Consider the following 25,885-nt stretch of genomic DNA (forward strand, 5'->3'; position numbering starts at 1 on the left):
AAAGGCGTTACCGTAAAGTAACACCTTTTATATATTAACAATTGTTAATCATTATCTTTTATGACTTGGATCAGAAGACACAGATATTTTCTTTCTTCCTTTAGCTCTTCTACGAGCTAATACTTTTCTACCATTGGCAGAAGCCATTCTTTCACGGAAGCCATGTTTATTTTTTCTCTTTCTCTTTGACGGCTGAAATGTTCTTTTACTCATTACTTATATCTTTAAAATCTTCTTTATTATCTAAATAACTTGTTTTGTCCCTATGTCTAAAACTGGGGGCAAATATACGAAGCCTTTTTTATTTCACAAACCTTATTTTAAAAATATTTTTTCAATAAAAATTTAGTTTCTTTGCAGTATCAAAATAACTCGTTTAAAATGAACCTTTTTGTTCTTAGATTATCACTTTGTTTTCTGCTGTTTTCAAAAGTTATATTTGCTCAGGAAACCTTAGAATACAAGCTTAATATTGGTGATAATCTGACAATTACACAAATTGCCACACAAGAAATTGTGCAAAACATGAATGGCTCTAAGCATGAAATGTTTAACAATTTAGAATGTGATTTTAATTTAATTGTCATAGCAAAAACAGACAGTTCATATGTCATTAATTTTAGTTTTAAACGACTAAAAATGAAATCCACATCAAATATTTATGGTGAATTGATGAATGTGGACACAAATACGAAGATAAAAGAAGGCGATTTTGAAGCTAAAATGTTCACTGAGTTAACTAATTCCATTTTGAAAATGGAAATGCTAAAAACAGGACAAATAATCAATGTTACTGGTACAGAGGCCATGATAAAAAAAATGGTTAATAAATCTGGAATTGAAGATGTTTTCACTAAAGAACTTCTGTTTGAATCGATTAAAAAAGAATATGGTAACGAAAGTCTTTCAAGAAGCTTTGAACAAATGACCTATTGTTATCCAAAAAAGAAAGTTTCGGTTGGTGACCAATGGACAAATAGTATTGCTGGAAATGTTAAAGCCAAAAACAATTGGACTTTACAAGAAATGAATAAAAATATTGTTTTAAGTGGCACAAGCAACATCAGCATGAATTCTCAAGAAGAATTATACATCATGAAATTGAAAGGCACACAAGAAACCCAAGTTATTGCTAATAAAAAATCAGGTTTCCCTGAACTAATAATCATTAACTCCAATACCAAAGGAACATCCGTAACGGACCAAATAAACAAACAAGAAATACCAACAACAATTATATCTAAAACAACTTATAAAACTAAAAAACATGTACAATAAAGTATTTAAATTAATTATTGCAGGATTAATAATTGCTTATGCTATTTACCAATTTATAGAAGGATTTATAGGCAATGGTATTATGTACCTTCTTTTATCTACAATTTTTATTTTTCTGTATTTTAAAAACGAAATCATTTTATTGGCCTTTTTGCGTTTACGAAAACAAGATTTTCCAGGTGCGAAAAAGTGGTTGGATAAAATAAAAAATCCTGAAACCGCTTTGGTGAAAAAACAACAAGGTTATTATAATTATCTTAATGGAATTATGGTTTCTCAAGAAAACATGAACGAAGCTGAACGCTACTTTAAAAAAGCCGTAACTCTAGGTCTATCAATGGATCATGATTTAGCAATGGCAAAATTAAATTTAGCAGGAATAGCTTTTAGTAAAAGAAGAAAAACAGAAGCTCAATTACTTTTAAGTGAAGCTCAAAAACTAGACAAACGAAATATGCTTACCGAACAGATTAAAATGATGAAAGACAATATGAAGAAAGCTCAAATGCCTAATCAACATTTTGGTGGACATAGACAACAACGTGCTGGTAAACGCAGATAGTTTATTAATATACTTAAAAAGCCATAAAGCAAAAAGCTTAACTCCAATTAAAAGAGTTAAGCTTTTTTTATGCTAAACATTTAAGCTAATATTAATTTGTTTTATAATATCCTTCCTTAGGAATTTCAATATGATATTCTTTTTGTGTCCGGTTATTTAAATGAGGTTCTCTTAACCAAGGATTATGGATTTTCAAAATTTTGTAGTTAATTCCATGGTCCTTTGCAAAAGAAGCAAAGTCTGAAATAGGCTTATCAACTTTCACTTTATAAGTTGGAATTTCTTTATACAAATCTTTCTCTCTAAAGTTAAAGCCATATTTATCCGGATTCGATAAAATTTCCTTTAAAGCTACAATTCTAAATAAATACCTTCCAGTTTCTTCCCCCAATAACAAATCATAATAATCTGTAACTCCTTGCTCTTTTAAACGTCTTGAAACCCCATAATTGCCAGCATTATAAGCTGCTGCCGCTAAGGTCCAAGATCCTAATTCTTCTTTAGATTTTTTTAAATATTGGCAGGCCACTTCAGTAGATTTTTCTAAATGGTATCGTTCATCAACATTTTCATTAATTTCCATGCCGTACTCCTTCCCTGTTGCCGGCATAATTTGCCAAACACCTCGTGCTCCCGCTGGAGAAACAACGTTAACCAAACCACTTTCTATAACTGCTAGGTATTTAAAATCTTCTGGAACACCATGTTTTTTTAGTATAGGCTCTATAATTGGGAAATACTTATTAGCTCGTTTAAACATTAATAAACCGTTAGATTGCCAATAGGTGTTTACCAAAAGCTCTCTGTCCATACGTTCATAAACATCCGGATCGTGCAACGGAAGTTCCTCGCCAGCAAAATTTAAATCATCTGGAATTTGAAGTGCATAAACATTATAATCGTTTATTAATTTCTTTTCAAAATTTTCATCTGTTGGTGCATCTTGCATCGCATAAACGAAAACCATCATTAAACTAGCTAATCCAATAAAAGCCAATGTATTTCTAACCCAATTCATCCTATGTAGTTTTTATAAATTTACTAAAACTATAGCAATTTTTAAGCCAATTTTTCCTCCAAAATTAACTTTGGTAAATTTTCATTAAACCATTTATATCTATTAATAATCATAACGTGAGTTCCTCCTTTTATTGTAATACAGTTACCAATATGTTTATGTGGAAAAACAGGGTCTTTTTCTCCATGAATATGTATAGTTCCTTGGATTGGTTCTTTCTGGTTCCAACAAACAACTTGTTTAAATGCCCAGCTTAAATAATACTTATCGGTTACTGACAGGTATTTCTTATACAAGGCTAACCGCTTTTTTATGGTAGTAGCGAAGGAATATTTAGCTAGAGTATCAAGATTACTTACCAAACTTGTAGGCATAAACTTATATGCTTTTGTAAATTTAGCTAATCTCATTCGTTTTGGTAACTCATACCTCGATTTTACACTCGAAATAATAATTAACTTTTTAACCCTCAAAAACTTACTCATTTCTTGTACAATAATACCACCAAAAGACACCCCTATTAACACTACATTATCATGTTTAATCAGTTCACTCATTCGCTTAGAATAGCTGTCAATCAACTCATTTTCAATAGGTAACAACCATTCTAACATATGCATTTTAAACTGGGTTTCAGGCAACTTAATATGTTCGAAAATTGAAGAGCTAGCTGCCATTCCAGGAACAAAATAAACATGTACTATATCTTGAGCCATAAGCATTTATGTAGTGAAACAATATTTTATATCGAAAAAATTTCGTAAATTTGCTTTACAAAACTATTGAAAAATAGTGCTTACTCCTAAATTCCTTTTAAATAAACACCTTCTTACTATGATTGAAGCATCTGAACTTATAGATAATGACTTTTTACGTCAATATGAGCTTAAAATTGATGAACATTTAGCTAAAATTGAATATTCACTACAAGAACGCAAAATATTTTTAACGAAGCTCATCATACCTGAAGAGATTAATTCTGAAGATTTTCAAAACAACTTTTTAGAAACTGTATTTAATGATATTCAAGAACGTAATTTAAGCGTAGTTCCTACTAGTCCGGAAATCGCTAAATTTGTTCGTAAAAACAGAAAATACAAACGTATGTTGCCTGTAGGGGTTAGAATATAATTCAAGCTCTAGAGTTAAACAAAAAAAATCCGAAACTTAATAGTTTCGGATTTTTTTTCAATTAACCAGTTCCTTTACAAATTCTATTCTAACTAGACCATCTTGGTCTATTTCTGTTAACTTTACTTCTTGTAAAGTGTTTACTAACTCAGGATTCCATGGATACTTCACCTTGACATAATTTTCGGTAAATCCATGAATATAGCCTTCTTTATTTTCATTTTCAAATAACACAGTTCTATGCTTTCCTAGTTGGCTTTCATAAAAAGCACGACGCTTTTTAACCGATAAGCCTCTCAACATTTTACTTCGTTTAGCTCTTGTTCTTTTAGAAACAACTCCATCCATAGTTGCTGCTACGGTATTATCTCTTTCAGAATAGGTAAAAACATGTAGATACGAGATGTCTAGCTCGTTTAAAAAATTGTATGTTTCTAAAAATAACTCATCTGTTTCACCAGGAAATCCAACAATCACATCAACTCCAATACAAGCATTTGGCATAGTTTCTTTAATCCTTGAAACACGATCAACATAAAGCTCCTTCATATACCTACGACGCATAAGTTTTAAAATGGTATTACTTCCACTTTGTAAAGGAATATGGAAATGAGGAACAAAGGTTTTACTTTTAGAAACAAAATCTATGGTTTCATTTTTTAGTAAATTAGGCTCTATGGAAGATATTCGTAATCTTTCAATTCCTTCTACTTCATCTAATCCTTTTACTAAATCCAAAAAAGTATGTTCGTGTTTTTTGTTTCCGAATTCACCTTTTCCGTAATCGCCAATATTTACACCGGTAAGTACAATTTCCTTGATATTCTTTTTTGAAATTTCTCTAGCGTTGTTAAGAACTCCTTGTAACGTGTCACTTCGTGAAATACCTCTAGCCAATGGAATTGTACAATAAGTACATTTATAATCGCAACCATCTTGTACTTTTAAAAACGCTCGAGTTCTATCTCCAAAAGAATAGCTTCCTACATAAAAATCTGCTTCGTCTATTTCACAGGAATGTACTTCTCCAAAGTCATTTTTAGACAAGTCGTTTAAATAATCTGTTATTTTAAATTTTTCAGTAGCACCTAAAACCAAATCCACTCCATCAACATCTGCCAATTCTTGTGGTTTTAATTGAGCATAACAACCTATAGCGGCTACAAAAGCATTTGGATTGTTTTTTTGAGCTTGTTTAACTATAGTTTTAAAACGTTTATCTGCGTTGTCGGTAACTGAACATGTATTTATAACGTAAATATCTGCAGGATCGTTAAAATCAACACGATCAAAACCTTCATCTTTAAAACTTCTAGCAATCGTTGATGTTTCCGAAAAATTAAGCTTACAGCCTAGTGTATAAAATGCGACTTTTTTTCTCATAAACAATTTGTATTTCCTTCACTTGGAAACGATTTGAAATTATGGACAGCTTTTAATTCAATTTCTTTAAAGCTGTACTGTTTTTGAAATAACATGATATCAACTCTTCATAAAGAGTTTGAATTTGCAAAATTAATGAAAAAGAGCGCTTTAAATTAATAAAGCGCTCCTTTTATTACACTAAACTAAAAAAATCAATTAATTCCTAATTATTTTTTTGGTTAAGCTACCTAAATCTGTAGTAACTTTTAGCAAGTAAACTCCAGACTCAAGATTAGTTAAATCTAAAGTGTTTGTATTGCCAGCCTTAATAACTTGTTTCCCTATAATATTGAAAAGCTCTGCACTTTTAATATTAGTAGAGGTTGAAACTTTTAAATTTATAAAATCATTTGTTGGGTTTGGATAAACAGAAACACTGTTTTCTAATGAATAATCATCTACACTTAATAAAAAGTCTCTAACTTCCATAACCAGGTGCATATCATTAAAGCCTATGGAGGCTAATGTTGAAGGAGTAGTTATACCACAACCAGCTGAGGAAATATAGCCTGGATTAGTTTGCCCATTTGGATTACTTCCAATTTGAAAACCAGTTGTATTATTTGGAGCAGTTCCACCAGACTCATTAGGAGTTTGTACCGCAAAAACCAATTGAGGAGCATTGACTGTAGCTGTAATTGGAACATCTACGATAGTTCCTGTAGCTGTATCATCTAAAGGCACTGAAACTCTAGCAATCTCTGTTAATGTTCCTGCAGGAAAAGCACCTCCAGTATTACTGTAAATAATAACATCAACTGCAAAATTAGGGGATGGATTTGATACTGCCTCTACACCAAAAGAAACTTCTAATACATTAAAAACAGAACCATAAGATGTGATGTCAAAAGCACGATAAAATGTATTATCAGAAACCACTCCACCTGCTGAACAGGAAACAGAGTTTAAACTAACAATTGAATTATCTGTACTTTGAGTCAAAGTGATTTGCCCAAAGGAAACCGTAGTAAGCAAAATAAATAATAATGGTAGAATGTAATTTTTTTTTCATAATTTTAGGGTTTAAATAGGTTAAATTCATCGAAATATAGACTTTTAATTTTATAAATGAAATACTTTCTCATACTTTTCCTACTTTTCTTTAATTGTAATTCAAAGGAAAAGAGCTCATTAAATGTATTCCGATATAACGAACATAAAAACATAGGCTCATTGGATCCAGCGTTTGCCAAGGACAATGCTGATATTTGGGCTGTCAATCAATTATTCAATGGATTAGTCCAAATGGATGAAGATTTGCATGTACAACCAAGCATTGCAAAATATTGGGAAATTTCAGACAATGCGCATACTTATACATTTACTTTAAGAACAGACGTTTATTTTCACAAACACTCATTATTTGGAAAGGATTCTACAAGAACTGTAAATGCTTCAGATTTTGAATATAGTTTTAACAGACTCTTGGATAAACAAGTTGCTTCCCCAGGAAGTTGGGTTTTAAATAAAGTAGTTAAATTTAATGCAATAAACGACACCACCTTTCAAATAAAATTAAAACAACCATTCCCTGCTTTTTTAGGACTTTTAACCATGAAATATTGTTCGGTTGTACCAAAAGAAATAGTAGAACATTATAAATCTGAATTCCGCTCAAATCCTATTGGAACAGGCCCGTTTAAATTTAAGCGTTGGGAAGAAAACATCAAATTGGTGTTTAGAAAGAATAATTTTTATTTTGAAACTGATCAGGAAGGAAATAAGTTACCATATTTAGAAGCTGTAGCTATAACATTTCTACCAGACAAACAGAGTGAATTTCTACAATTTTCTCAAGGAAACTTAGATTATGTATCTGGTTTGGACGCATCGTATAAAGATGAAATCCTTACGGCTAAAGGAGAACTTAGAGATATTTATGTGAACGATGTAAACATGATTAGAGGACCATATTTAAACACTGAATATCTTGCGTTTTATATGGATTCTGATATACCGGAAATCCAATCTTCTTTATTAAGAAAAGCAGTCAACTTAGGCTTTGACAGACATAAAATGATGGTGTACTTACGAAACGGCATTGGAAATCCTGCTTATGGAGGTTTTATTCCAAAAGGTTTGCCGGGCTATAAAGAAACCATAGGTTTTACCTATCAGCCAGTAAAAGCTAAAGACCTAATAGAGGAATTTAAAAAAGAAACAGGAATAATCAATCCTGAAATTACCATAACCACAACTAGTAATTATTTGAGTTTTTGCGAATACATCCAACGGGAATTACAAAAAATAGGGCTAAAAGTAAATGTTGACGTTATGCCTGCGGCAACCCTAAAAGACGCTAAAGCTAATGGAAAAATTGATATGTTTAGAGCTAGTTGGGTAGCCGATTACCCTGATGCAGAAAATTACCTATCCTTATATTACTCTAAGAATTTTGCTCCTAATGGACCAAATTACACTCATTTTAAAAATGAACAATTCGACTTATGGTACGAACAGGCATTTACCGAAACTAATACGATAGAAAGAGAAAAATTATATTCAAAAATGGATAGTTTGGTAATGGATCAAGCACCTATAGTCCCATTATTTTATGACGAAGTTGTCCGCTTTACAAGAAAAAACATAGAAGGCTTAGGTATTAACCCAATAAACTTATTGGATTTAAAACGTGCTTCAAAAACAAGTTCACTAAAATAACCCCTATTATAAAGCTACCATGATTATCTTGGTTAGAAAACTAATCTTCAAAAACACTTAGATTGTCCTTGTTTTCCACTTGAATTTTTTCTGTAACCAAACCTAAAATAATTAGGTAATGAGAAATACTATATAATAGTATCAATATCGCATTTTCTTTAACAAAACCCGTATTATAAAATATATCTAAAATAGCCATTGTTTCTGCTACAATAGATAGTGTAACTCCTATGGCTACAAGCAAATAGCTTCTATAATCTACTTCTGATTTTCTTAAATACACAAACTGCGCTATAATCATAGTCAAGAAAAGAAATAGCAATACAGGGATTAAAAAATAATCTAAATTGTCATAAATTAAATTAAATAACACGAGTATATATAAGAAACAAAAACTTAAAATAGGAAGCAATCTTATTAAATTAAAATCATTCTGATTAGAGAATCTAAATATGTAGAATATTTTAACCATGGTAAAACAAAAAATAGAGAAAGAAAGAAAAGTCACAACCTCCCTATAAACAACAAACATTTCACCAACTAGCAAAAACAACAAAGCCATAATTACATAGAACCGCCTATTCTTAGACTTTTCATTATTATTAATGATATAAAAAAGGAACAATAAAATTAACATTAAAGGTTTTGAAAAAAACCTAAAATTAATATTATCAAAATTGAGTTTTACAATTATATCTAATAAAAGTAGTGAGAAGTATAAAACTGAGAAGTAAAGTTTATTTTTTAAAATAAACATCATGTATGCGGCTATTAGTTTAACTACCTAAATTTAAGTAAATAAATTTTCTTTCTATCAAAAATCAGACAAGAAACTTATATACCAACAATTAAGGTTTAAAGTTAATTTATAAATTAAGGCTTGCCTGTATTCTAAATCATGAATATGAATAAGCCTTTTAAAATATTTTATTTATAAAGTTGTTCCTATTAACTATTACGAAACTTTTTAGTTTCATCAAAAATATGTTCTAAAATAGCAGCATCAACATCCGTAAACTCCACATTTCTTCTAGACATTACAACTTCAGCAACTTCAAAAGCTTTTTTGGTTAAATAAGTTGTAAATCCAGAACTTCCGCCCCAAGAAAAGCTTGGAACAAAATTCCTTGGAAATCCACTTCCAAAAATATTAGCACTAACACCAACTACAGTTCCTGTATTAAACATGGTATTAATACCGCATTTACTATGGTCACCCATCATTAAACCACAAAATTGCAGTCCGGTTCTTGCAAAACTTTCGGTTTCATAATCCCAAAGTCTTACCTCTGCATAATTATTTTTTAAATTAGAATTATTAGTATCGGCTCCCAAATTACACCATTCTCCAATAACAGAGTTTCCTAAAAATCCATCATGACCTTTGTTTGAGTATCCAAAAATAACAGAATTATTAACCTCACCTCCTACTTTACTATATGGTCCAACTGTTGTTGGTCCATAAATTTTTGCAGCTAGCTTTACTGTTGCTCCTTCGCATAAGGCAAAAGGACCACGAATTATACTGCCCTCCATAATTTCAGCATTCTTACCTATATAAATAGGACCATTTGTAGCATTAAGTGTTACAAATTCAAGCTTCGCTCCTTCTTCTATGAAAATAGAATCAGCTTTAATAGTATTTACCGACGTAGGAATAGGTTGAGATTCTCTATTATTAGTAAGCAAATCGAAATCTTCTTGAATGGCTTCTCCATTTTTCGAAAAAATATCCCAAGTATGTTCAATTTTTATTAAATCGTCATTATACTCAATTGCTTCATAATCATCAAAGTCAATATCATCTTGAGTATCTTTGGCGTAAAAAGCTATAACATCTTCATTATAAAATATAGCTTGATTCGCCTCTAAATTCTTAACCATTTCAGCCAAAGTTTGATTTGGTAAAAAGGAAGCATTTATCATGATGTTTTCGTCCATTTCAACCATAGGATATTTATCGGACAAATAATCTTCGGTAACTGTAGTGGTAGTGTAATCCAGATAAGCTTCCCATTTTTCCCTAATAGTTAAAATACCTATTCTTATATCTGCTACTGGACGAGTAAAAGTAAATGGCAATAAATTATTACGGGACGGACCATCAAATAGAATATAATTCATGATAAACTAAGAATTTTAGAGTGACTCCTTGCAATAATTAGAAAGGATTACATCAAAAGTAACTTAAATAAAGAAAACTAAAAAAGCCTTAGAGATAAATCTTAAGGCTTAATTGAAATATGTTGAAACTAAGTTTATTTTTTAAACTTAGCGTATTTAGTTTTAAATTTATCGATACGACCCGCAGTATCAATTAACTTAGATTTTCCAGTGTAAAATGGATGAGACGTTCTAGAAATCTCCATTTTAATTAATGGATATTCTACTCCATCAACTTCGATAGTTTCATTTGTGTTAGCAGTTGATTTTGTTAAAAACACGTCATCATTAGACATATCTTTAAACGCTACTAATCTATAATTTTCTGGATGTATACCTTTTTTCATCGCTAATTGCTTTAATTGTATTCTATTTTCGAGGTGCAAATTTAACCATTTTTTACTAATGGGCAATACTTTTGATTTTATTTTTCAATATTAATTATTTTTTAAAATTTTAGGTGTAACGTTTCACTATATTTGTTTACTAATTAACCGTAAAAATAATAAATTTTTAACCAATATGGAAACTTCAATTAAATCAAATTCAATTAACTATGGCTTATATTTAGGTGCCGCTCTATCTCTATTTACCGTTTTTGCCTACGCAGTAAATTTAGATTTATTTACTAAGTGGTGGTATGGTATAGCACTTATGATTTTAGTAATTGTTTTTGGTATCATTTCTAGCATGACTTCAAAAAAACTTAAAGGCGGGTTTATAAATTTTAAAGAAGCCTTTACTTCATACTTTATTGCTATTGCCTTAGGTATTGTAATAAGTTCAGTTGTAAGTTTCCTTGTATTTAATGTTATAGATCCTGAAGCTGCTAAACTTTTACAAGAAAAAATCTTGGATTCGCAAGTAACTATGATGCGCGGATTTGGTGCTCCTGAAGATGCTATAGCAGAAGTAGTTGAACAATTAGAAAAAGAAGAAAACATGTTTGCCTTATCTAAGGTCTTACAATCTATAGCATTTCAGTTAGTTGGATTTAGTGTTGTTGGACTTATTGTAGCGCTTGTAGTAAAAAAAGAAGATCCTCAAGCTTAAATAAATTCTTTACTTTTGAGCCTAGAATCTTGAAATTATATATATGAACATATCAGTAGTCATACCACTACTTAACGAACAAGAATCCTTAAAAGAATTACATGATTGGATTGCAAAAGTTATGCAATCCAATCATTTTTCTTATGAAATAATTTTTATTGATGATGGTAGTACAGACGACTCATGGAAAACAATAGAAGAATTAGCGCAAAAAAATTCTAACGTAAAAGGAATTCGGTTTTTAAGGAATTTTGGAAAGTCGCAAGCTTTACATGCCGGCTTTGAAAAAGCTCAAGGTGAAGTTATCATTACAATGGATGCAGATCTTCAAGACAACCCTGAAGAAATCCCTGAGCTGTACAACATGATTGTTTCCGAAAATTACGACATGGTTTCAGGATGGAAAAAGAAACGTTACGATTCTGTTCTTTCCAAAAACCTACCTTCCAAATTATTTAATTACGCAGCTCGAAAAACATCTGGTGTAAAACTAAACGACTTTAATTGCGGTTTAAAATCGTACCATAGAGATGTTGTTAAAAACATAGATGTTAATGGTGAAATGCACAGATACATTCCTGTTTTAGCAAAAAATGCTGGCTTTAATAAAATTGGTGAAAAAGTAGTGCAACATCAAGCTAGAAAATATGGCGAAACAAAATTTGGGATAGATAGATTTATTCATGGTTTCTTAGACCTTATTACTATTTGGTTCTTGTCTCGTTTTGGCCGTAGTCCTATGCATCTTTTCGGTGCTTTAGGTGTTCTAATGTTCGCTATAGGCTTTGTTTTTGCTACTTATCTTGGTGTAGATAAACTTTTCTTACATCCAGACGGACGCTTAATCACTCAACGTCCACAGTTTTATATTGCACTAGTAACCATGATTATTGGAACCCAATTTTTTGTAGCTGGTTTTTTAGGTGAAATTATACTTAGAACAAAGCAGGACAAAAAACGTTATCTAATTAAAGACGAACTCAATACCTAGACATTAGGATAATTTAAAGAGCAATTTCAAGTTATCTTTTTTGAAATCCTTATTTTTGCATCACATTTTTTTGAATATGACACAGATAGAACCTGATTTATTAGAAAGAATTAATACATGGTTAACTCCCACTTTCGATAAAGACACTCAAGACAACATAAAAAATCTAATTGCCAATAATCCAACAGAACTTAAAGAGAGTTTTTACAAAAACCTTGAGTTTGGAACAGGTGGTATGCGTGGAATTATGGGTGTTGGAACCAACAGAATTAATAAATACACACTTGGAAAAAACACACAAGGATTAAGCAATTATCTGCATCAGTCGTTTCCAAATGACTCAATAAAAGTAGCTATTGCTTTCGACTGTAGACATAACAGTCAATCTTTAGCAAAGCTAGTAGCGAATGTGTTTTCAGCAAATAACATTCAAGTGTTTTTATTTGAAGACTTACGTCCAACTCCAGAGCTGTCCTTTGCATTAAAACATTTAGGTTGCCATTGTGGTATTGTATTAACTGCCTCTCACAATCCACCTGAATACAATGGTTACAAAGTTTATTGGCAAGATGGTGGTCAACTTGTCCCACCACAAGACGCTGAAATTATAAACGAAATTAACAATCTAGAATATTCCGAAATTAAGTTTGAGGCTAACGAATCCCTTATTAAATATATAGGTAAAGAAGTAGATGACGTATTTATTAAAGCTTCCGTAAAAAACGGTAGTTTTAACACACCTCAAATGGATAAAAATAATTTAAAAGTTGTTTTTACTTCATTACATGGAACATCTATTACTATTATCCCTGAAACTTTAAAACAGGCCGGATATAATAACATTCATATAGTTGAAGAACAAGCTAAACCTAATGGCGATTTCCCAACAGTAAAATCTCCAAACCCAGAAGAACCAGAAGCCTTAAAAATGGCGTTAGAACTAGCGGATAAAGTTCAAGGAGATATTGTTATTGGTACAGATCCAGACAGCGATAGAATTGGCGTAGCTGTTAGAGATTTTAATGGAGACATGATTTTACTTAACGGAAATCAAGCCATGTTAATGATGACCGATTTCTTATTAAAGCAATGGAAATCTGAAAGAAAAATTAGAGGAAAGGAATTTATTGGATCAACAATTGTTTCAACTCCAATGATGTCCGTTTTGGCAGATGCTTACGGAGTAGAATGTAAAATTGGCTTAACCGGTTTTAAATGGATTGCCAAAATGATAAAAGACTTCCCTGAATTAAATTTTGTAGGCGGAGGCGAAGAAAGCTTCGGATTTATGGTTGGCGATTTTGTTAGAGATAAAGATGCGGTAACGGCTTCATTACTTGCCTGCGAAATTGCAGCTCAAGCCAAAGCTAAAGGTTCTTCATTTTACAACGAATTAATTCAATTATACATAACACATGGGTTTTACAAAGAGCGCTTAATTTCAATAACCAAAAAAGGTATTGAGGGTGCTCAGGAAATCAAACAGATGATGATTGATTTTAGAAAAAAACCACTTTCGGTTATTAATAATTCTAAAGTAACGAAAATAGAAGATTACCAAAGTTCAATAGCTACAAATCCAATAAATGGAACCGAAGAAACCATTTCTATTCCAAAGTCTAACGTATTAATATATTATACCGAAGATGGTAGCCAAATAGCTTTACGACCAAGTGGAACTGAACCTAAAATAAAATTCTACATTAGCGTAAACACAAACTTGAAATCTGCTTCAGAATTTATTGAAACAGAAAAACAGTTGGAAACCAAAATTGATGGAATTATTAATGATATGCAATTAGTATAATGAAAAAAATAATACGTCAACTATTACCTTTTGTTAAGAAGTTTAAGATACATGTATTCTTAAATATCTTTTTCAATTTACTTTATGCTTTATTCAGCTCCTTAGCATTCGTATCATTAATTCCTATGTTAAATGTTTTATTTGATAAAACAACCATAGTAACAAAAGCACCAGTTTGGAAAGGGATTGGTGATCTTAAAAATTATGGTCAAGACTTTCTAAATTATAAAGTAAGTGGTTTTTTAGTTGATGGAAACGAACAAATGGCTTTGGTAATTGTTATTGCCATAGTTATTTCAACCTTTTTGTTAAAAAACATGTTCGGTTACTTTGCCATGCAGCATGTTATGTATCTTAAAAATGGAGTTCTAACGGCTTTAAGAAAAGATATGTATCAAAAAATAATTCAATTACCCTTAAGCTTTTATTCCAAAAGACAAAAAGGAGATGTTATGGCTCGTATTTTAGGCGATATTAACGAAATGCAAAACTCCTTTTTTATCATTTTAGAACTTATAGTTCGAGAACCATTAACAATTATTTTCTCACTCGCTCTAATGTTTACAATCAGCTGGGAACTATCCATCTTTGTATTATGTTTTATTCCTATTGCTGGAATTATGATATCAAGAATAGGGAAAAGTTTAAAGGGCAATTCTCTAAAAGCACAACAAGAATCTGGGAAATTAATTTCAATTGTGGAAGAGTCCTTAACAGGGTTGAAAATTGTTAAGAGTTATAATGCCGAACCTCTTTTCACTAAGAGTTTTACAAATTCAGCAGACAAAATTTTAAAATTATCTAACAAGATTGGGTTAAAGAACAACTTAGCAGGTCCGGTTAGCGAAGTACTAGGAATTGCAACTATAGCTGTTTTATTATGGTATGGAGGTAAACTAGTATTAATAGATAAAACCATTGAAGGAACAACTTTTATAGCATTTATGGGGCTAGCTTATGCTATTTTGACTCCTGCAAAAGCCATAAGTAAAGCATCCTACAAAGTGAAAAATGGAATGGCAGCAGCAGATCGTGTATTTGAAATTTTACATGAAGAAGATGGTATGAAAGACAAACCGGATGCTGTAGAATTAAATGATTTCAAAAAGAGTTTAACTGTTCATAACATATCCTTTAAATACGACAACGAGCCTGTACTTAAAAATTTTAGTTTAGAAGTTGAAAAAGGTAAAACTGTAGCTCTTGTGGGGCAATCCGGAAGCGGAAAAAGTACCATTGCCAACTTAGCTACACGTTTCTACGATGTAAATGATGGCCACATTGCTATTGATGGTATAGATATTAAAAACATTACCAAAAAATCTTTACGAGCCCAAATGGGATTAGTTACTCAAGATTCTATTTTATTTAATGACTCCATTAAAAACAATATTTTAATAGGAAAACCAGATGCTACAGATGCCGAAGTAATTGAGGCTTTAAAAATTGCGAACGCTTGGGAATTTATTCAACAACTACCTAATGGCATTGAAACAAATGTTGGTGATGCTGGTAACAACTTTTCTGGAGGACAAAAACAACGTTTAAGTATTGCCAGAGCAGTCCTAAAAAACCCACCAATCATGATTTTAGACGAGGCAACTTCCGCCTTAGACACAGAAAGCGAACGACTTGTACAAGTAGCTTTAGAAAACATGATGAAAAACAGAACGTCCATTGTTATAGCACACAGACTATCAACCATTCAAAATGCCGATAACATTGTAGTTATGCAAAAAGGTGAAATAGCTGAACAAGGAAAACACAACGAACTAATGGAAAGAAATGGTATCTACAAAAAACTAGTAGATATGCAAAGTTTCGAATAATAAGAAACCGAAAAAAGTTAGTATAAAAAAAGGACAATAGGTAAATATTGTCCTTTTTTGGTTAGGTTAGATATGGAAAAATCCAATCTTAATTCGTTGGTTAGTTATTGTAAACATAAAACAAAAAATTATGTTAAACAATCGTTTATTACAATTCCTTAATCAAAACACCTATTTTGTTAACAATAATTTAATTAAAAATTTGATTTACTTAATTTTAGTATTTTATCCGTTTTTAAAATTAAACCATTAGTACCAAATATGGTCTAACAATAAAATTACCAGGTGGCAGACGAATCCAAACTTATAGAGCAACTACAATCCAACCAGGATAAAAATGCTGCTTTCAAAGAACTGATTTCTCTTTATAAAGAGAGATTGTATTGGCATATTCGTCATATAGTCAAGTCGCACGATGATACTGATGACGTACTTCAAAATACTTTCATTAAAGTTTTTAAAAACATTCAAAATTTCAAGGGAGACAGTAAATTGTATTCTTGGATGTATAGAATAGCAACAAACGAAGCCTTAACTTTCATAAAAAAAAGAGCTAAAGAATTCCAAATTTCAACAGAAGAGGCACACCAATTAGCTTTAGACAACTTAAAAACAGATGTTTATTTTGAAGGCGATAAAATTCAACTTAAATTACAAGAAGCCATTGCTACTTTACCAGAAAAACAGCGTTTGGTATTTAATATGAAATATTTTCAAGACATAAAATATAAAGATATGTCTCTTATTTTAGATACTAGCGAAGGTGCTCTAAAGGCTTCCTATCATATTGCTATAAAAAAAATAGAAGACTATTTAACTAACAATTAAACCTTTAGTATAAAAATTAGTCTAAGTAATAACGATGAAAAATAATAAGCTACATAATATTAAGAATTCTGGTTTTAAAACCCCAGAAAATTACTTTTCTAATTTAGAAGATAAAGTTATGTTGCAGGTGCTATTAGAAGAAAAAATAGACCGAACAGCTTTTAAAACTCCAGATAATTATTTCGAATCACTTGATAACAGAATTATCAGTCAAGTATCGAAAAAATCTGAAACAAAAATTATTTCTTTACCTACAAAACGTAAAATTATTGCTCTTACTGGAGTGGCTGCTGCTATTATATTACTTTTTAATCTTAACTTATTTAATAACGAATTTTCTTTTAGCTCAATTGATAATGAAGTACTCGAGAATTATGTATCCAACCAAGAGTTTGAGGAGTTTGATCTGGAGACTGTAATTATTAAAGACATAGATATTTCATCTTTCATTAAAGAAGAATCAATTAGCGATGCTTCTTTAGAAAATTATTTATACAACGTATCAGAATTAGAAGATTTTATTTCTGAATAATATAACAAAAATGAAACATATCAGCATTTTAATTCTATTTATCACTATAAGTTTAAACACTTTTGGACAAGATAGAAATGAGAGAATAAAAGCTCTTAAAACAGCTTATATTACAGAACAATTAGAACTAACAAAGGCTGAAGCCGAAAAATTTTGGCCTATATACAATGCCTTTGAGGAAAATAGGTCTGAATTAAGAGATGAAGCCCATAAGGATATAAGTAATGAAGATTATTCTAAATTAACAGAAACTGAAGCCAAAGCAATACTTGCTGACATGATAACTTTAAACAACCGAAGAAAAGACATTTACAACAACCTTATTTCAGATTTAAAGAAAGTTATCCCTTCTAAAAAGATTGTACTTTTAAAACAATCTGAATACCAATTCAATAAAAAAATGTTCGAGGAATATAGAAAAAGACATCACCAAGAATCTAAAGGAAAATAAAAAAAAGAAGCCAATTGGCTTCTTTTTTTTATTTAAAAATCAACTTACTAATTCTTCCTTGCCCGGCAGCATAAGCAATACTATCATTTAGAAATCTTAAAGTATAAAAACCTTCTTTACTTATATTTTTCCACGACAAGCCACCGTCGTTACTATAATCAATACCCTTAAAACCGATAGTTACTAACTCCTTCCCTGCTCTATTTGGGATGTATTGCACACAACTTCTATAACCTGGATCCTGTCCCTCTGATACAAGTTCCCATGTTTTCCCACCATCTTTAGTCCTCATTTTATTAGCTGAGTTATCATCTGGATTTGTATAATCGCCACCAATAGCAAATCCGTTCATCTCATCATTAAATGCAATGGAATAAATTCCTTCTGTTTCCTTATCATTCACAATTGGAGAGTCCATTATCTCCCAAGACATTCCCTTATCTTCAGAATAATATACTCTTCCAGCAGTTGTACCAATCCAAGTATTATTTCCCACTACAGCAATATTGGTATTACTTGCAGCAAAAGCACCTTCAGTTTCTAATATGGTTGGAAAGGCAGAACAAGGAACCTTCTTCCACGAATTACCTCCATCTCTAGTAATAATTATATTTAAACACCCTTCGGTAGAATCTCCAATTGCAATACCTTCTTGATTATTCCAAAAAGTCATAGCATTATAAAATGCTTTCGGATGCTCATCTAAAAACACTAAATCCATGCTTCCATGATCTCCTGTTTTAAAAAGTAAACCTGGACTTTCTACACTTAACATAAAAAAGTCACTAGTAGTATGTGCTACAGCTCTAAATTGAAGTGGCAAAGAATCATACTCTTGTTTAGATAATTGCCAGCTTTTTTTATTGGAATCATAAAGTCCAAAAGCTCCATTATTAGCCGCAAAGGCAAGACTTTTATCGTCAAGAATTTCAATAGCCCGAATACTTAAAAGTGAATCTTCATAAATGGTTTCAATTTCAACTTTATTGAAATCTCTAGGAATAAAGCTTTCCTTTTCTTCACAAGAAACAATTAACGAAACAATAATAAAACTAAAATATCGAATCATATTTATACAATTAATTAAGTAAATAAAAGTAGTTTATTAAGCGGAACTAAACAACATTTAATGATTAGAACGTCAAGAGAAGCGAGAATCATTTAACAATAAAAAAAACATTCGTGAATTAACGCCAATTAACGTAACTTTGCAAGCTTATAAAACTAGAAATGAGATTACACAGGAATTTATGTTTTGCAACAGTCGACGGTTTGTTACAAATCTTTAACGAAGACTTTTATGCAGATAAAGTTATCCAACAATTATTAAAAAGAGACAAACGATGGGGAGCAAGAGATCGAGCATTTGTTGCTGAAACCACCTATGATATAGTAAGATGGAAGCGTCTTTACGCTGAAATTGCAGACGTCAAAGAACCTTTTAATCGCGACGATATTTGGCGTATTTTTGCTGTTTGGGCAACTCTAAGAGGTATTAAACTACCTGATTGGAGCTATTTTGAAAAAACACCTACAAGGAAAATTAAAGGACGTTTTGATGAACTTTCTAAAATTAGAAAATTCAAAGAATCCATTCCAGATTGGTTAGATGAATTAGGAGAGAAAGAACTTGGAAAGGAAGTTTGGACAAAAGAAATAGCTGCACTTAACGAGCAAGCAGATGTTATTTTAAGAGTAAATACGCTTAATACTACAAAAGAAAAATTACAAGCAGAGTTATTTGATTTGGATATAGAAACCGAATCAATTAAAGATTATCCAAATGCTTTAAAACTAAAAGAACGTGCAAACGTATTTACAACAGAAGCTTTTCAAAAAGGACATTTTGAAGTTCAAGACGCATCTTCACAATTGGTTGCTGAATTTTTAAATGTAGAACCAGGTATGCGTGTTGTTGATGCTTGCGCTGGCGCAGGAGGAAAAGCCTTACACATTGCTTCTCTTATGGAGAATAAAGGTCAAATTATTGCCTTAGATATCTACGATCATAAATTAAAAGAATTAAAACGTAGAGCTAAACGAAACGGCGCCTTTAATATAGAACCTAGACATATAGATTCAACCAAAGTCATAAAAAAACTTTACGATAAAGCTGATCGGGTTTTAATAGATGCTCCGTGCTCTGGATTAGGCGTGTTACGTAGAAATCCAGATGCAAAATGGAAATTACAACCAGAGTTTATTGAAACAATCAAAAAAACCCAGCAGGAAATTCTTCAACAGTATTCTAGAATGGTTAAAGCAGGAGGACAACTTGTTTACGCTACTTGTTCTATTTTACCTTCAGAAAACAAAAACCAAGTAGATTTATTTTTAACATCTGAAATGGGAAAAGATTTTACCTTTGTAAAAGATCAAAGTATTTTAGCACATAAATCTGGTTTTGACGGGTTTTACATGGCTTTATTAGAAAAGAAGAAATAAAACAATATGAGACACATCTACCTTATTTTAACACTTATATTTTCATTAAGTGTTTCCGCTCAAATTCCTGCTGATTATTATAACTCAGCAACTGGAACAGGTTTTACCTTAAAAACTCAATTAAAAAATATTATAGCGAATGGCCACGTAGCTCGTTCTTACGATCAATTATACGATGGTGCAGGAATTTCTAATTCCCAAGGTTACGTTGACACACATTCTGATATTAATGTAACTGGAGGAGCTAATTATGAAAATGACGGAACGGTTTTAGATTTTTATTCTGAAAACCCTAATGGACCAGACCCATATAACTTCACACATAATGTAGATGAAGGTGGAAACCAAACGGCTGAAGGAGACTGCTATAATAGAGAACATATTGTTCCACAATCTTCTTTCAACAGTAATTCACCAATGCAAAGTGATATTCATCATGTAATCCCTACGGATTGTCGTGTAAATAATTACAGAAGTAATTATGCATTTGGAATTGTTGGTAACGCAACACGAACTTCTCTAAACGGATCTAAAGTTGGAACCAGTGCTATGCCTGGATATTCTAGTGTTGTTTTTGAACCTATAGATGAATTTAAAGGAGATATAGCAAGAGCTATCTTATACTTTGCAACTCGTTATGAGGATAACATTCATAACTATACTAGTTTTGATATGTTTAATGGTAGTAATGACCAAGTATTTCACACTTGGGCTATTGATGTACTTTTAGATTGGCACTATAACGTAGATCCGGTTGACCAAAGAGAAAGAGAAAGAAATAAAGCTGCTTACAGATTCCAAGGAAATGCAAACCCGTTTGTTGACCATCCAGAATATGCAAACATGATATGGAATCCAAGTCCAGATACTGAAGCTCCAACAACCCCACTTAACCTTGTTGCTTCAAACCCAACAGACAATTCCATTGTTTTAACCTGGACGGCTTCTACAGATAATATTGGTGTAACCTCATACGACATCTATGTAAATAACGGACAGACAAGCTCTTACAATACAAACAATATAACTTTTACAGTAACAGGATTAACAGCTGCAACGCAGTATTGTTTTACTATTAAAGCAAAAGATGCTGCTGGAAACGAATCTAGTTTTAGCAATCAAGCCTGTGAGACAACTACAGATAATGGTTCTACAGGTGGGTCTGAATGTTTAGCTGAAACTTTTGAAAACATTCCTGCCAACACAAATAATTATACTTCAAAAAATTGGACTGGCGATAATGGCGGATCATGGACAGCAACAGATGCTCGTACAGATCAAACCCTAAATAACAGAGCAATTACTATAAGAAATGGTGCCCTTACTGCACCAACTATACCTGGAGGAATTGGAGAACTAACTGTTTCAACCAAACGTGTTTTTGGTGGTACTAGTGGAAGTTTTAATCTAAAAGTAAACGGTACTGTGGTTGGAACGATCCCTTATGGCGATCAAGATGTTGTACAAACAACAACAATCCCAAATATAAATGTAAGTGGAGATGTTTCTATTGTAATTGACGGAAATAGCTCAACAAACAGAGTTGTTTTTGACGATTTATCTTGGACATGCTACACTCCTACTATAGGAATTGACGATTTCACACTAATCGATTTGGCTATTTATCCAAATCCAGTTGACAACAACCTCAATATTCAATTTAAAGGTTCTGATAAAATCCAAGTTGAAATATTTGATATCCTTGGAAAAAAAGTATTTAATAGAACTCTACAGCAATCTCAAAATATACCGCTTGAAAATTTAAAGTCAGGTATTTATATTATGAAATTAACCCAAGGCAATTCAACTATTACAAAGAAATTAATAAAAAAATAAGCAATAAAGCGACTTTAACGAGTCGCTTTTTTTTTGTTCAAAACCTAATATACAACCCTAAATATTCAACAAATTAAATAGTAATTATTACGTTGAAAAAGGGTAAATTTGCATTTTAAACACAACTCTAATTTATACATAATGATTCATTTCTTCGGAAACCAAAACAGTAAAGTATTTGCTGTTCAAGCAACAAAAGAATTATCAACTGAAACCATCTCTAAATTGACATGGTTATTTGGCAACCAACCTAAAATAGAACAAGCATCGCTAGATGCTTTTTTTGTTGGTCCACGTGCTGCCATGATTACCCCTTGGAGTACAAATGCAGTAGAAATTACCCAAAACATGGGAATTGAAGGCATAATCCGTATAGAGGAATTCCTAATGGTATCTGAGGATTTTAAGGAATTCGATCCTATGATTTCAGAAAAATACCAAGGCTTGAATCAATCGTCTTTTGATATTAATATAAAACCTGAAAACATTCTTTATATTGAAGATATTTCAGCATACAATCAAAAGGAAGGTTTAGCTTTAAACGATGAAGAGATTGAATATCTTGAGGGTGTTTCTAAAAAGATAGGCAGATCATTAACCGATTCGGAAGTGTTTGGGTTTTCTCAAGTAAATTCTGAACACTGTCGTCATAAAATCTTTAACGGAACATTTATAATTGATGGCGAAGAAAAACCAACTTCCCTTTTCAAATTAATTAAAGAAACATCCAAGCAACATCCTAACGATATTGTTTCAGCATATAAAGACAACGTCGCTTTTGTTAAAGGTCCAAGAGTAGAACAATTTGCGCCTAAATCTGCAGATAAACCAGATTACTACCAAACAAAAGATTTCGATTCTGTTATTTCTTTAAAAGCAGAAACTCACAACTTTCCTACAACTGTAGAACCTTTTAATGGTGCTGCTACAGGTACTGGTGGCGAAATTAGAGACAGGCTAGCTGGAGGAAAAGGTTCATTACCATTAGCAGGAACTGCTGTTTATATGACATCTTATTCAAGATTGGAAGAGTCACGTCCTTGGGAGCAAAAAATGGAAGCCCGTCCATGGTTATACCAAACCCCAATGGATATCTTAATAAAAGCTAGTAATGGTGCATCAGACTTCGGAAACAAATTCGGTCAACCTCTTATCTGTGGTTCTGTTTTAACTTTTGAACACGATGAAACTGAAAGTACTATCATAAATGGAGAAAAACGATCTAACAGAAAACTTGGTTACGACAAAGTAATCATGCAAGCCGGAGGAATTGGTTACGGTAAAGCAGATCAAGCCATAAAAGAAACCCCAAAACCAGGGGATAAAATTGTAATTCTTGGTGGTGAAAACTACCGAATTGGAATGGGTGGAGCTGCTGTTTCCTCTGCAGATACTGGAGAATTTTCTTCTGGAATCGAATTAAACGCCGTACAACGTTCTAACCCTGAAATGCAAAAACGAGCTGCAAATGCTGTTCGTGGAATGGTTGAAAGCGATGAGAATCATATTGTTTCTATTCATGATCATGGAGCTGGTGGGCACTTAAATTGCTTATCAGAATTAGTAGAAGATACAGGTGGAGACATCAACCTAGATAAATTACCTGTTGGAGACCCTACCCTATCTGCAAAAGAAATTATTGGAAACGAATCTCAAGAAAGAATGGGATTAGTAATTTCTGAAGAACATATAGATAAACTACAAAAAATTGCCGACCGTGAACGTTCACCAATGTACACTGTTGGTGATGTTACTGATAACGACAGATTTACTTTTGAATCTAAAACCAAAGGAGATAAACCTATGGATTTAGCTTTAGAAGATATGTTTGGAAGTTCTCCAAAAACTATCATGACAGACAATTCTGTTGATAGAAATTATGGAGGAATTTCTTATAATACTGATAAATTTCACGATTATCTTGAGCAATTATTACAATTAGAAGCTGTTGCTTGTAAAGATTGGCTTACCAATAAAGTAGACCGTTGTGTTGGTGGAAAAGTTGCCAAACAACAATGTGCTGGTCCGTTACAATTACCTTTAAACAACGTAGGTGTTATGGCACTTGATTATAAAGGCAAAGAAGGAGTAGCAACAACTATTGGTCACGCACCTATTTCCGGGTTAATTAATCCTGCGGCTGGAAGCAGAAATGCCATTACAGAATCCTTAACCAATATGGTTTGGGCTCCTTTAAAAGATGGTTTACAAAGTGTTTCCTTATCTGCTAACTGGATGTGGCCTTGTAAAAACGAAGGTGAAGATGCCAGACTTTACGAAGCAGTTGAAGCTGTTTCAGAATTTGCAATCGGATTAGGAATCAATGTTCCAACAGGCAAAGATTCACTTTCTATGAAGCAAAAATACCCTAATGAAGAAGTTATTTCTCCTGGTACAGTAATTATTTCTGCAGCTGGAAACTGTAACGATATCAATAAAGTAGTAGAACCTGTTTTTCAGAAAAACGGAGGAGACATCTATTATATCAACATTTCTCAAGACGATTTTAAATTAGGAGGAAGCTCTTTCGCTCAAATTTTAAATAAAGTTGGTAACGAAACACCAAATGTAAAAAGTGCCGATTACGTAAAAACCGTATTTAATACGATACAAAAACTAATTAAAGAAGATAAAATTCTTGCTGGCCACGATGTTGCTTCAGGAGGATTAGTCACTACCTTACTAGAAATGTGTTTTGCCGACAATAATCTTGGCGCAGAACTCGATTTAAGTGCAATAAACCAAAAGGATTCATTTAAAGTTTTATTTGCTGAAAATTCCGGAATTGTTTTTCAAGCAACAGACAACTCTATTGAAAAAGTTTTAGCTGATGCGAACATTGAATTCTTTAACATAGGAAAAGTTCAAGAAAGTGATGTTTTAAGTATAATTAACAACAACCACGTATTCCTTTTAACTGTTTCTAGGTTACGTGACGTTTGGTATAAAACTTCATTTTTATTAGACCAAAAACAAACTGCAAACGGTTTATCTCAAGATCGTTTTGATAATTATAAAAACCAACCATTAAAATATATTTTCCCTAACCATTTTACAGGAAAATTAAAAGATACTGTAGGTTTAAAAAATTCACAACCAAGACCAAAAGCTGCAATCATTCGGGAAAAAGGTTCAAACTCTGAACGCGAAATGGCAAACGCTATGTACTTAGCTGGATTTGATGTAAAAGATGTGCACATGACCGATTTAATTTCGGGCCGTGAAACGCTAGAAGACATTCAGTTTATTGGAGCTGTTGGTGGTTTCTCTAACTCCGATGTTTTAGGTTCTGCAAAAGGTTGGGCTGGTGCTTTCTTATATAATGAAAAAGCAAATACTGCTTTAAAGAAATTCTTTGAAAGAGAAGACACACTTTCTGTTGGTATTTGTAACGGTGCTCAACTTTGGATGGAACTAGGTTTAGTAAATCCAGAGCATGATACGCACGGAAAACTAACTTATAATAATTCTAAAAAACACGAAAGTTCTTTTACTTCTGTAGAAATTCAAAAAAACAACTCTGTAATGCTTTCTAGTTTAGAAGGCTCTAAATTAGGTGTTTGGATTTCCCACGGAGAAGGTAAATTCAGCTTACCAAAAGAAGAAAGTGCATATAATATTGTAGCTAAATATGGTTACGAAGGATATCCTGCAAACCCTAATGGTTCAGACTTTAACACAGCAATGATGTGTGATAAAACAGGAAGACACTTAGTAACTATGCCACATATCGAGCGTTCTACCTTCCAATGGAACTGGGCAAACTATCCAACAGGAAGAAAAGATGAAGTTTCTCCATGGCTAGAAGCTTTTGTTAATGCTAGAAAATGGATTGAAAATAAAAACTAACAATTCAATCAACTATAAATCAAGGA

General features: G+C 32.0%; 23 protein-coding genes. 14 read left to right on the forward strand and 9 right to left on the reverse strand.

Annotated elements, in window-relative coordinates; all coding sequences use genetic code 11:
* Positions 1-51: 51 nt before the first annotated feature.
* Positions 52-213, reverse strand: coding sequence for a 50S ribosomal protein L34 (gene rpmH, locus VKY41_RS02215; RefSeq protein WP_324312679.1), 162 nt, complete (start codon positions 211-213; stop codon positions 52-54).
* Positions 214-381: 168 nt separating this feature from the next.
* On the opposite strand from rpmH, the gene VKY41_RS02220 reads away from it, so the two are divergent.
* Together VKY41_RS02220 and VKY41_RS02225 are read left to right on the forward strand one after the other, a co-directional pair.
* Positions 382-1,278 carry a DUF6263 family protein gene (locus VKY41_RS02220; protein WP_500812803.1) on the forward strand — a complete coding sequence of 299 codons (897 nt, stop codon included), beginning with the start codon at positions 382-384 and terminating at the stop codon, positions 1,276-1,278.
* Positions 1,268-1,840 carry a tetratricopeptide repeat protein gene (locus tag VKY41_RS02225; protein ID WP_500812804.1) on the forward strand — a complete coding sequence of 191 codons (573 nt, stop codon included), beginning with the start codon at positions 1,268-1,270 and terminating at the stop codon, positions 1,838-1,840. Before VKY41_RS02220 ends, VKY41_RS02225 begins: the two co-directional genes overlap by 11 nt.
* A gap of 91 nt (positions 1,841-1,931) precedes the next feature.
* Here VKY41_RS02225 and VKY41_RS02230 read toward each other — a convergent pair whose 3' ends face one another.
* Positions 1,932-2,858 carry a lytic transglycosylase domain-containing protein gene (locus VKY41_RS02230; RefSeq protein ID WP_500812805.1) on the reverse strand — a complete coding sequence of 309 codons (927 nt, stop codon included), beginning with the start codon at positions 2,856-2,858 and terminating at the stop codon, positions 1,932-1,934.
* A gap of 41 nt (positions 2,859-2,899) precedes the next feature.
* Positions 2,900-3,574 carry an alpha/beta fold hydrolase gene (locus tag VKY41_RS02235; RefSeq protein ID WP_500812806.1) on the reverse strand — a complete coding sequence of 225 codons (675 nt, stop codon included), beginning with the start codon at positions 3,572-3,574 and terminating at the stop codon, positions 2,900-2,902.
* 118 nt (positions 3,575-3,692) lie between these two features.
* Between VKY41_RS02235 and VKY41_RS02240 the strand changes: the two genes are divergently transcribed.
* Positions 3,693-3,989, forward strand: a complete 297-nt coding sequence (locus tag VKY41_RS02240) for an N-acetyltransferase (RefSeq protein WP_500812807.1) — start codon at positions 3,693-3,695, stop codon at positions 3,987-3,989.
* Positions 3,990-4,046: 57 nt separating this feature from the next.
* Here the strand turns inward: VKY41_RS02240 and mtaB are convergent, their stop codons facing one another.
* Together mtaB and VKY41_RS02250 are read right to left on the reverse strand one after the other, a co-directional pair.
* Positions 4,047-5,372 (reverse strand): tRNA (N(6)-L-threonylcarbamoyladenosine(37)-C(2))-methylthiotransferase MtaB, encoded by a 1,326-nt coding sequence (gene mtaB, locus VKY41_RS02245; protein ID WP_500812808.1) that lies wholly within the window; start codon positions 5,370-5,372, stop codon positions 4,047-4,049.
* A 198-nt stretch (positions 5,373-5,570) separates the two neighbouring features.
* Complete coding sequence (locus VKY41_RS02250) at positions 5,571-6,356, reverse strand: T9SS type A sorting domain-containing protein (RefSeq protein ID WP_500812809.1); 786 nt, start codon at positions 6,354-6,356, stop codon at positions 5,571-5,573.
* Between the two features lie 126 nt (positions 6,357-6,482).
* On the opposite strand from VKY41_RS02250, the gene VKY41_RS02255 reads away from it, so the two are divergent.
* The gene (locus tag VKY41_RS02255; RefSeq protein ID WP_500812810.1) at positions 6,483-8,075 is read left to right on the forward strand and encodes an ABC transporter substrate-binding protein; all 1,593 of its coding nucleotides are present in this window, start codon (positions 6,483-6,485) and stop codon (positions 8,073-8,075) included.
* A 40-nt stretch (positions 8,076-8,115) separates the two neighbouring features.
* Here the strand turns inward: VKY41_RS02255 and VKY41_RS02260 are convergent, their stop codons facing one another.
* The 3 genes from VKY41_RS02260 to VKY41_RS02270 form a co-directional block, all read right to left on the reverse strand.
* Complete coding sequence (locus tag VKY41_RS02260; RefSeq protein WP_500812811.1) at positions 8,116-8,835, reverse strand: lysoplasmalogenase family protein; 720 nt, start codon at positions 8,833-8,835, stop codon at positions 8,116-8,118.
* 188 nt (positions 8,836-9,023) lie between these two features.
* On the reverse strand, positions 9,024-10,199 hold the full coding sequence (locus VKY41_RS02265) for a GlmU family protein (RefSeq protein ID WP_500812812.1): 1,176 nt from the start codon (positions 10,197-10,199) through the stop codon (positions 9,024-9,026).
* Positions 10,200-10,333: 134 nt separating this feature from the next.
* A complete protein-coding gene (locus tag VKY41_RS02270; protein WP_500812813.1) occupies positions 10,334-10,585 on the reverse strand; it encodes a type B 50S ribosomal protein L31 in 252 nt (83 codons plus the stop codon).
* A gap of 175 nt (positions 10,586-10,760) precedes the next feature.
* On the opposite strand from VKY41_RS02270, the gene VKY41_RS02275 reads away from it, so the two are divergent.
* The 7 genes from VKY41_RS02275 (at position 10,761) to VKY41_RS02305 (ending at position 17,729) form a co-directional block, all read left to right on the forward strand.
* The gene (locus VKY41_RS02275) at positions 10,761-11,291 is read left to right on the forward strand and encodes a DUF4199 domain-containing protein (protein WP_500812814.1); all 531 of its coding nucleotides are present in this window, start codon (positions 10,761-10,763) and stop codon (positions 11,289-11,291) included.
* A 43-nt stretch (positions 11,292-11,334) separates the two neighbouring features.
* Positions 11,335-12,282: a glycosyltransferase family 2 protein gene (locus VKY41_RS02280; RefSeq protein ID WP_500812815.1), complete on the forward strand. Its 948-nt coding sequence runs from the start codon at positions 11,335-11,337 to the stop codon at positions 12,280-12,282.
* 76 nt (positions 12,283-12,358) lie between these two features.
* Complete coding sequence (locus VKY41_RS02285) at positions 12,359-14,089, forward strand: phospho-sugar mutase (RefSeq protein WP_500812816.1); 1,731 nt, start codon at positions 12,359-12,361, stop codon at positions 14,087-14,089.
* On the forward strand, positions 14,089-15,918 hold the full coding sequence (locus tag VKY41_RS02290; protein ID WP_500812817.1) for an ABC transporter ATP-binding protein: 1,830 nt from the start codon (positions 14,089-14,091) through the stop codon (positions 15,916-15,918). The genes VKY41_RS02285 and VKY41_RS02290 overlap by 1 nt, the downstream gene beginning before the upstream one ends.
* 285 nt (positions 15,919-16,203) lie before the next feature.
* Positions 16,204-16,746, forward strand: coding sequence for an RNA polymerase sigma factor (locus tag VKY41_RS02295; RefSeq protein ID WP_500812818.1), 543 nt, complete (start codon positions 16,204-16,206; stop codon positions 16,744-16,746).
* A gap of 34 nt (positions 16,747-16,780) precedes the next feature.
* Positions 16,781-17,278, forward strand: coding sequence for a hypothetical protein (locus tag VKY41_RS02300; RefSeq protein ID WP_500812819.1), 498 nt, complete (start codon positions 16,781-16,783; stop codon positions 17,276-17,278).
* Between the two features lie 10 nt (positions 17,279-17,288).
* Complete coding sequence (locus VKY41_RS02305) at positions 17,289-17,729, forward strand: sensor of ECF-type sigma factor (RefSeq protein ID WP_500812820.1); 441 nt, start codon at positions 17,289-17,291, stop codon at positions 17,727-17,729.
* Positions 17,730-17,757: 28 nt separating this feature from the next.
* Here VKY41_RS02305 and VKY41_RS02310 read toward each other — a convergent pair whose 3' ends face one another.
* Positions 17,758-18,798, reverse strand: a complete 1,041-nt coding sequence (locus VKY41_RS02310) for a WD40/YVTN/BNR-like repeat-containing protein (protein ID WP_500812821.1) — start codon at positions 18,796-18,798, stop codon at positions 17,758-17,760.
* 161 nt (positions 18,799-18,959) lie between these two features.
* On the opposite strand from VKY41_RS02310, the gene VKY41_RS02315 reads away from it, so the two are divergent.
* From VKY41_RS02315 to purL, 3 genes are all read left to right on the forward strand, one after another.
* Positions 18,960-20,174, forward strand: coding sequence for an RsmB/NOP family class I SAM-dependent RNA methyltransferase (locus VKY41_RS02315; protein ID WP_500812822.1), 1,215 nt, complete (start codon positions 18,960-18,962; stop codon positions 20,172-20,174).
* Positions 20,175-20,180: 6 nt separating this feature from the next.
* Positions 20,181-22,010 (forward strand): endonuclease, encoded by a 1,830-nt coding sequence (locus tag VKY41_RS02320; protein WP_500812823.1) that lies wholly within the window; start codon positions 20,181-20,183, stop codon positions 22,008-22,010.
* Between the two features lie 141 nt (positions 22,011-22,151).
* Positions 22,152-25,859, forward strand: a complete 3,708-nt coding sequence (gene purL / locus VKY41_RS02325; RefSeq protein WP_500812824.1) for a phosphoribosylformylglycinamidine synthase — start codon at positions 22,152-22,154, stop codon at positions 25,857-25,859.
* Positions 25,860-25,885 lie beyond the last annotated feature (26 nt).

It is taken from the genome of Xanthomarina sp., from assembly GCF_035306605.1.
In the GTDB taxonomy this organism is placed as follows: domain Bacteria; phylum Bacteroidota; class Bacteroidia; order Flavobacteriales; family Flavobacteriaceae; genus Xanthomarina.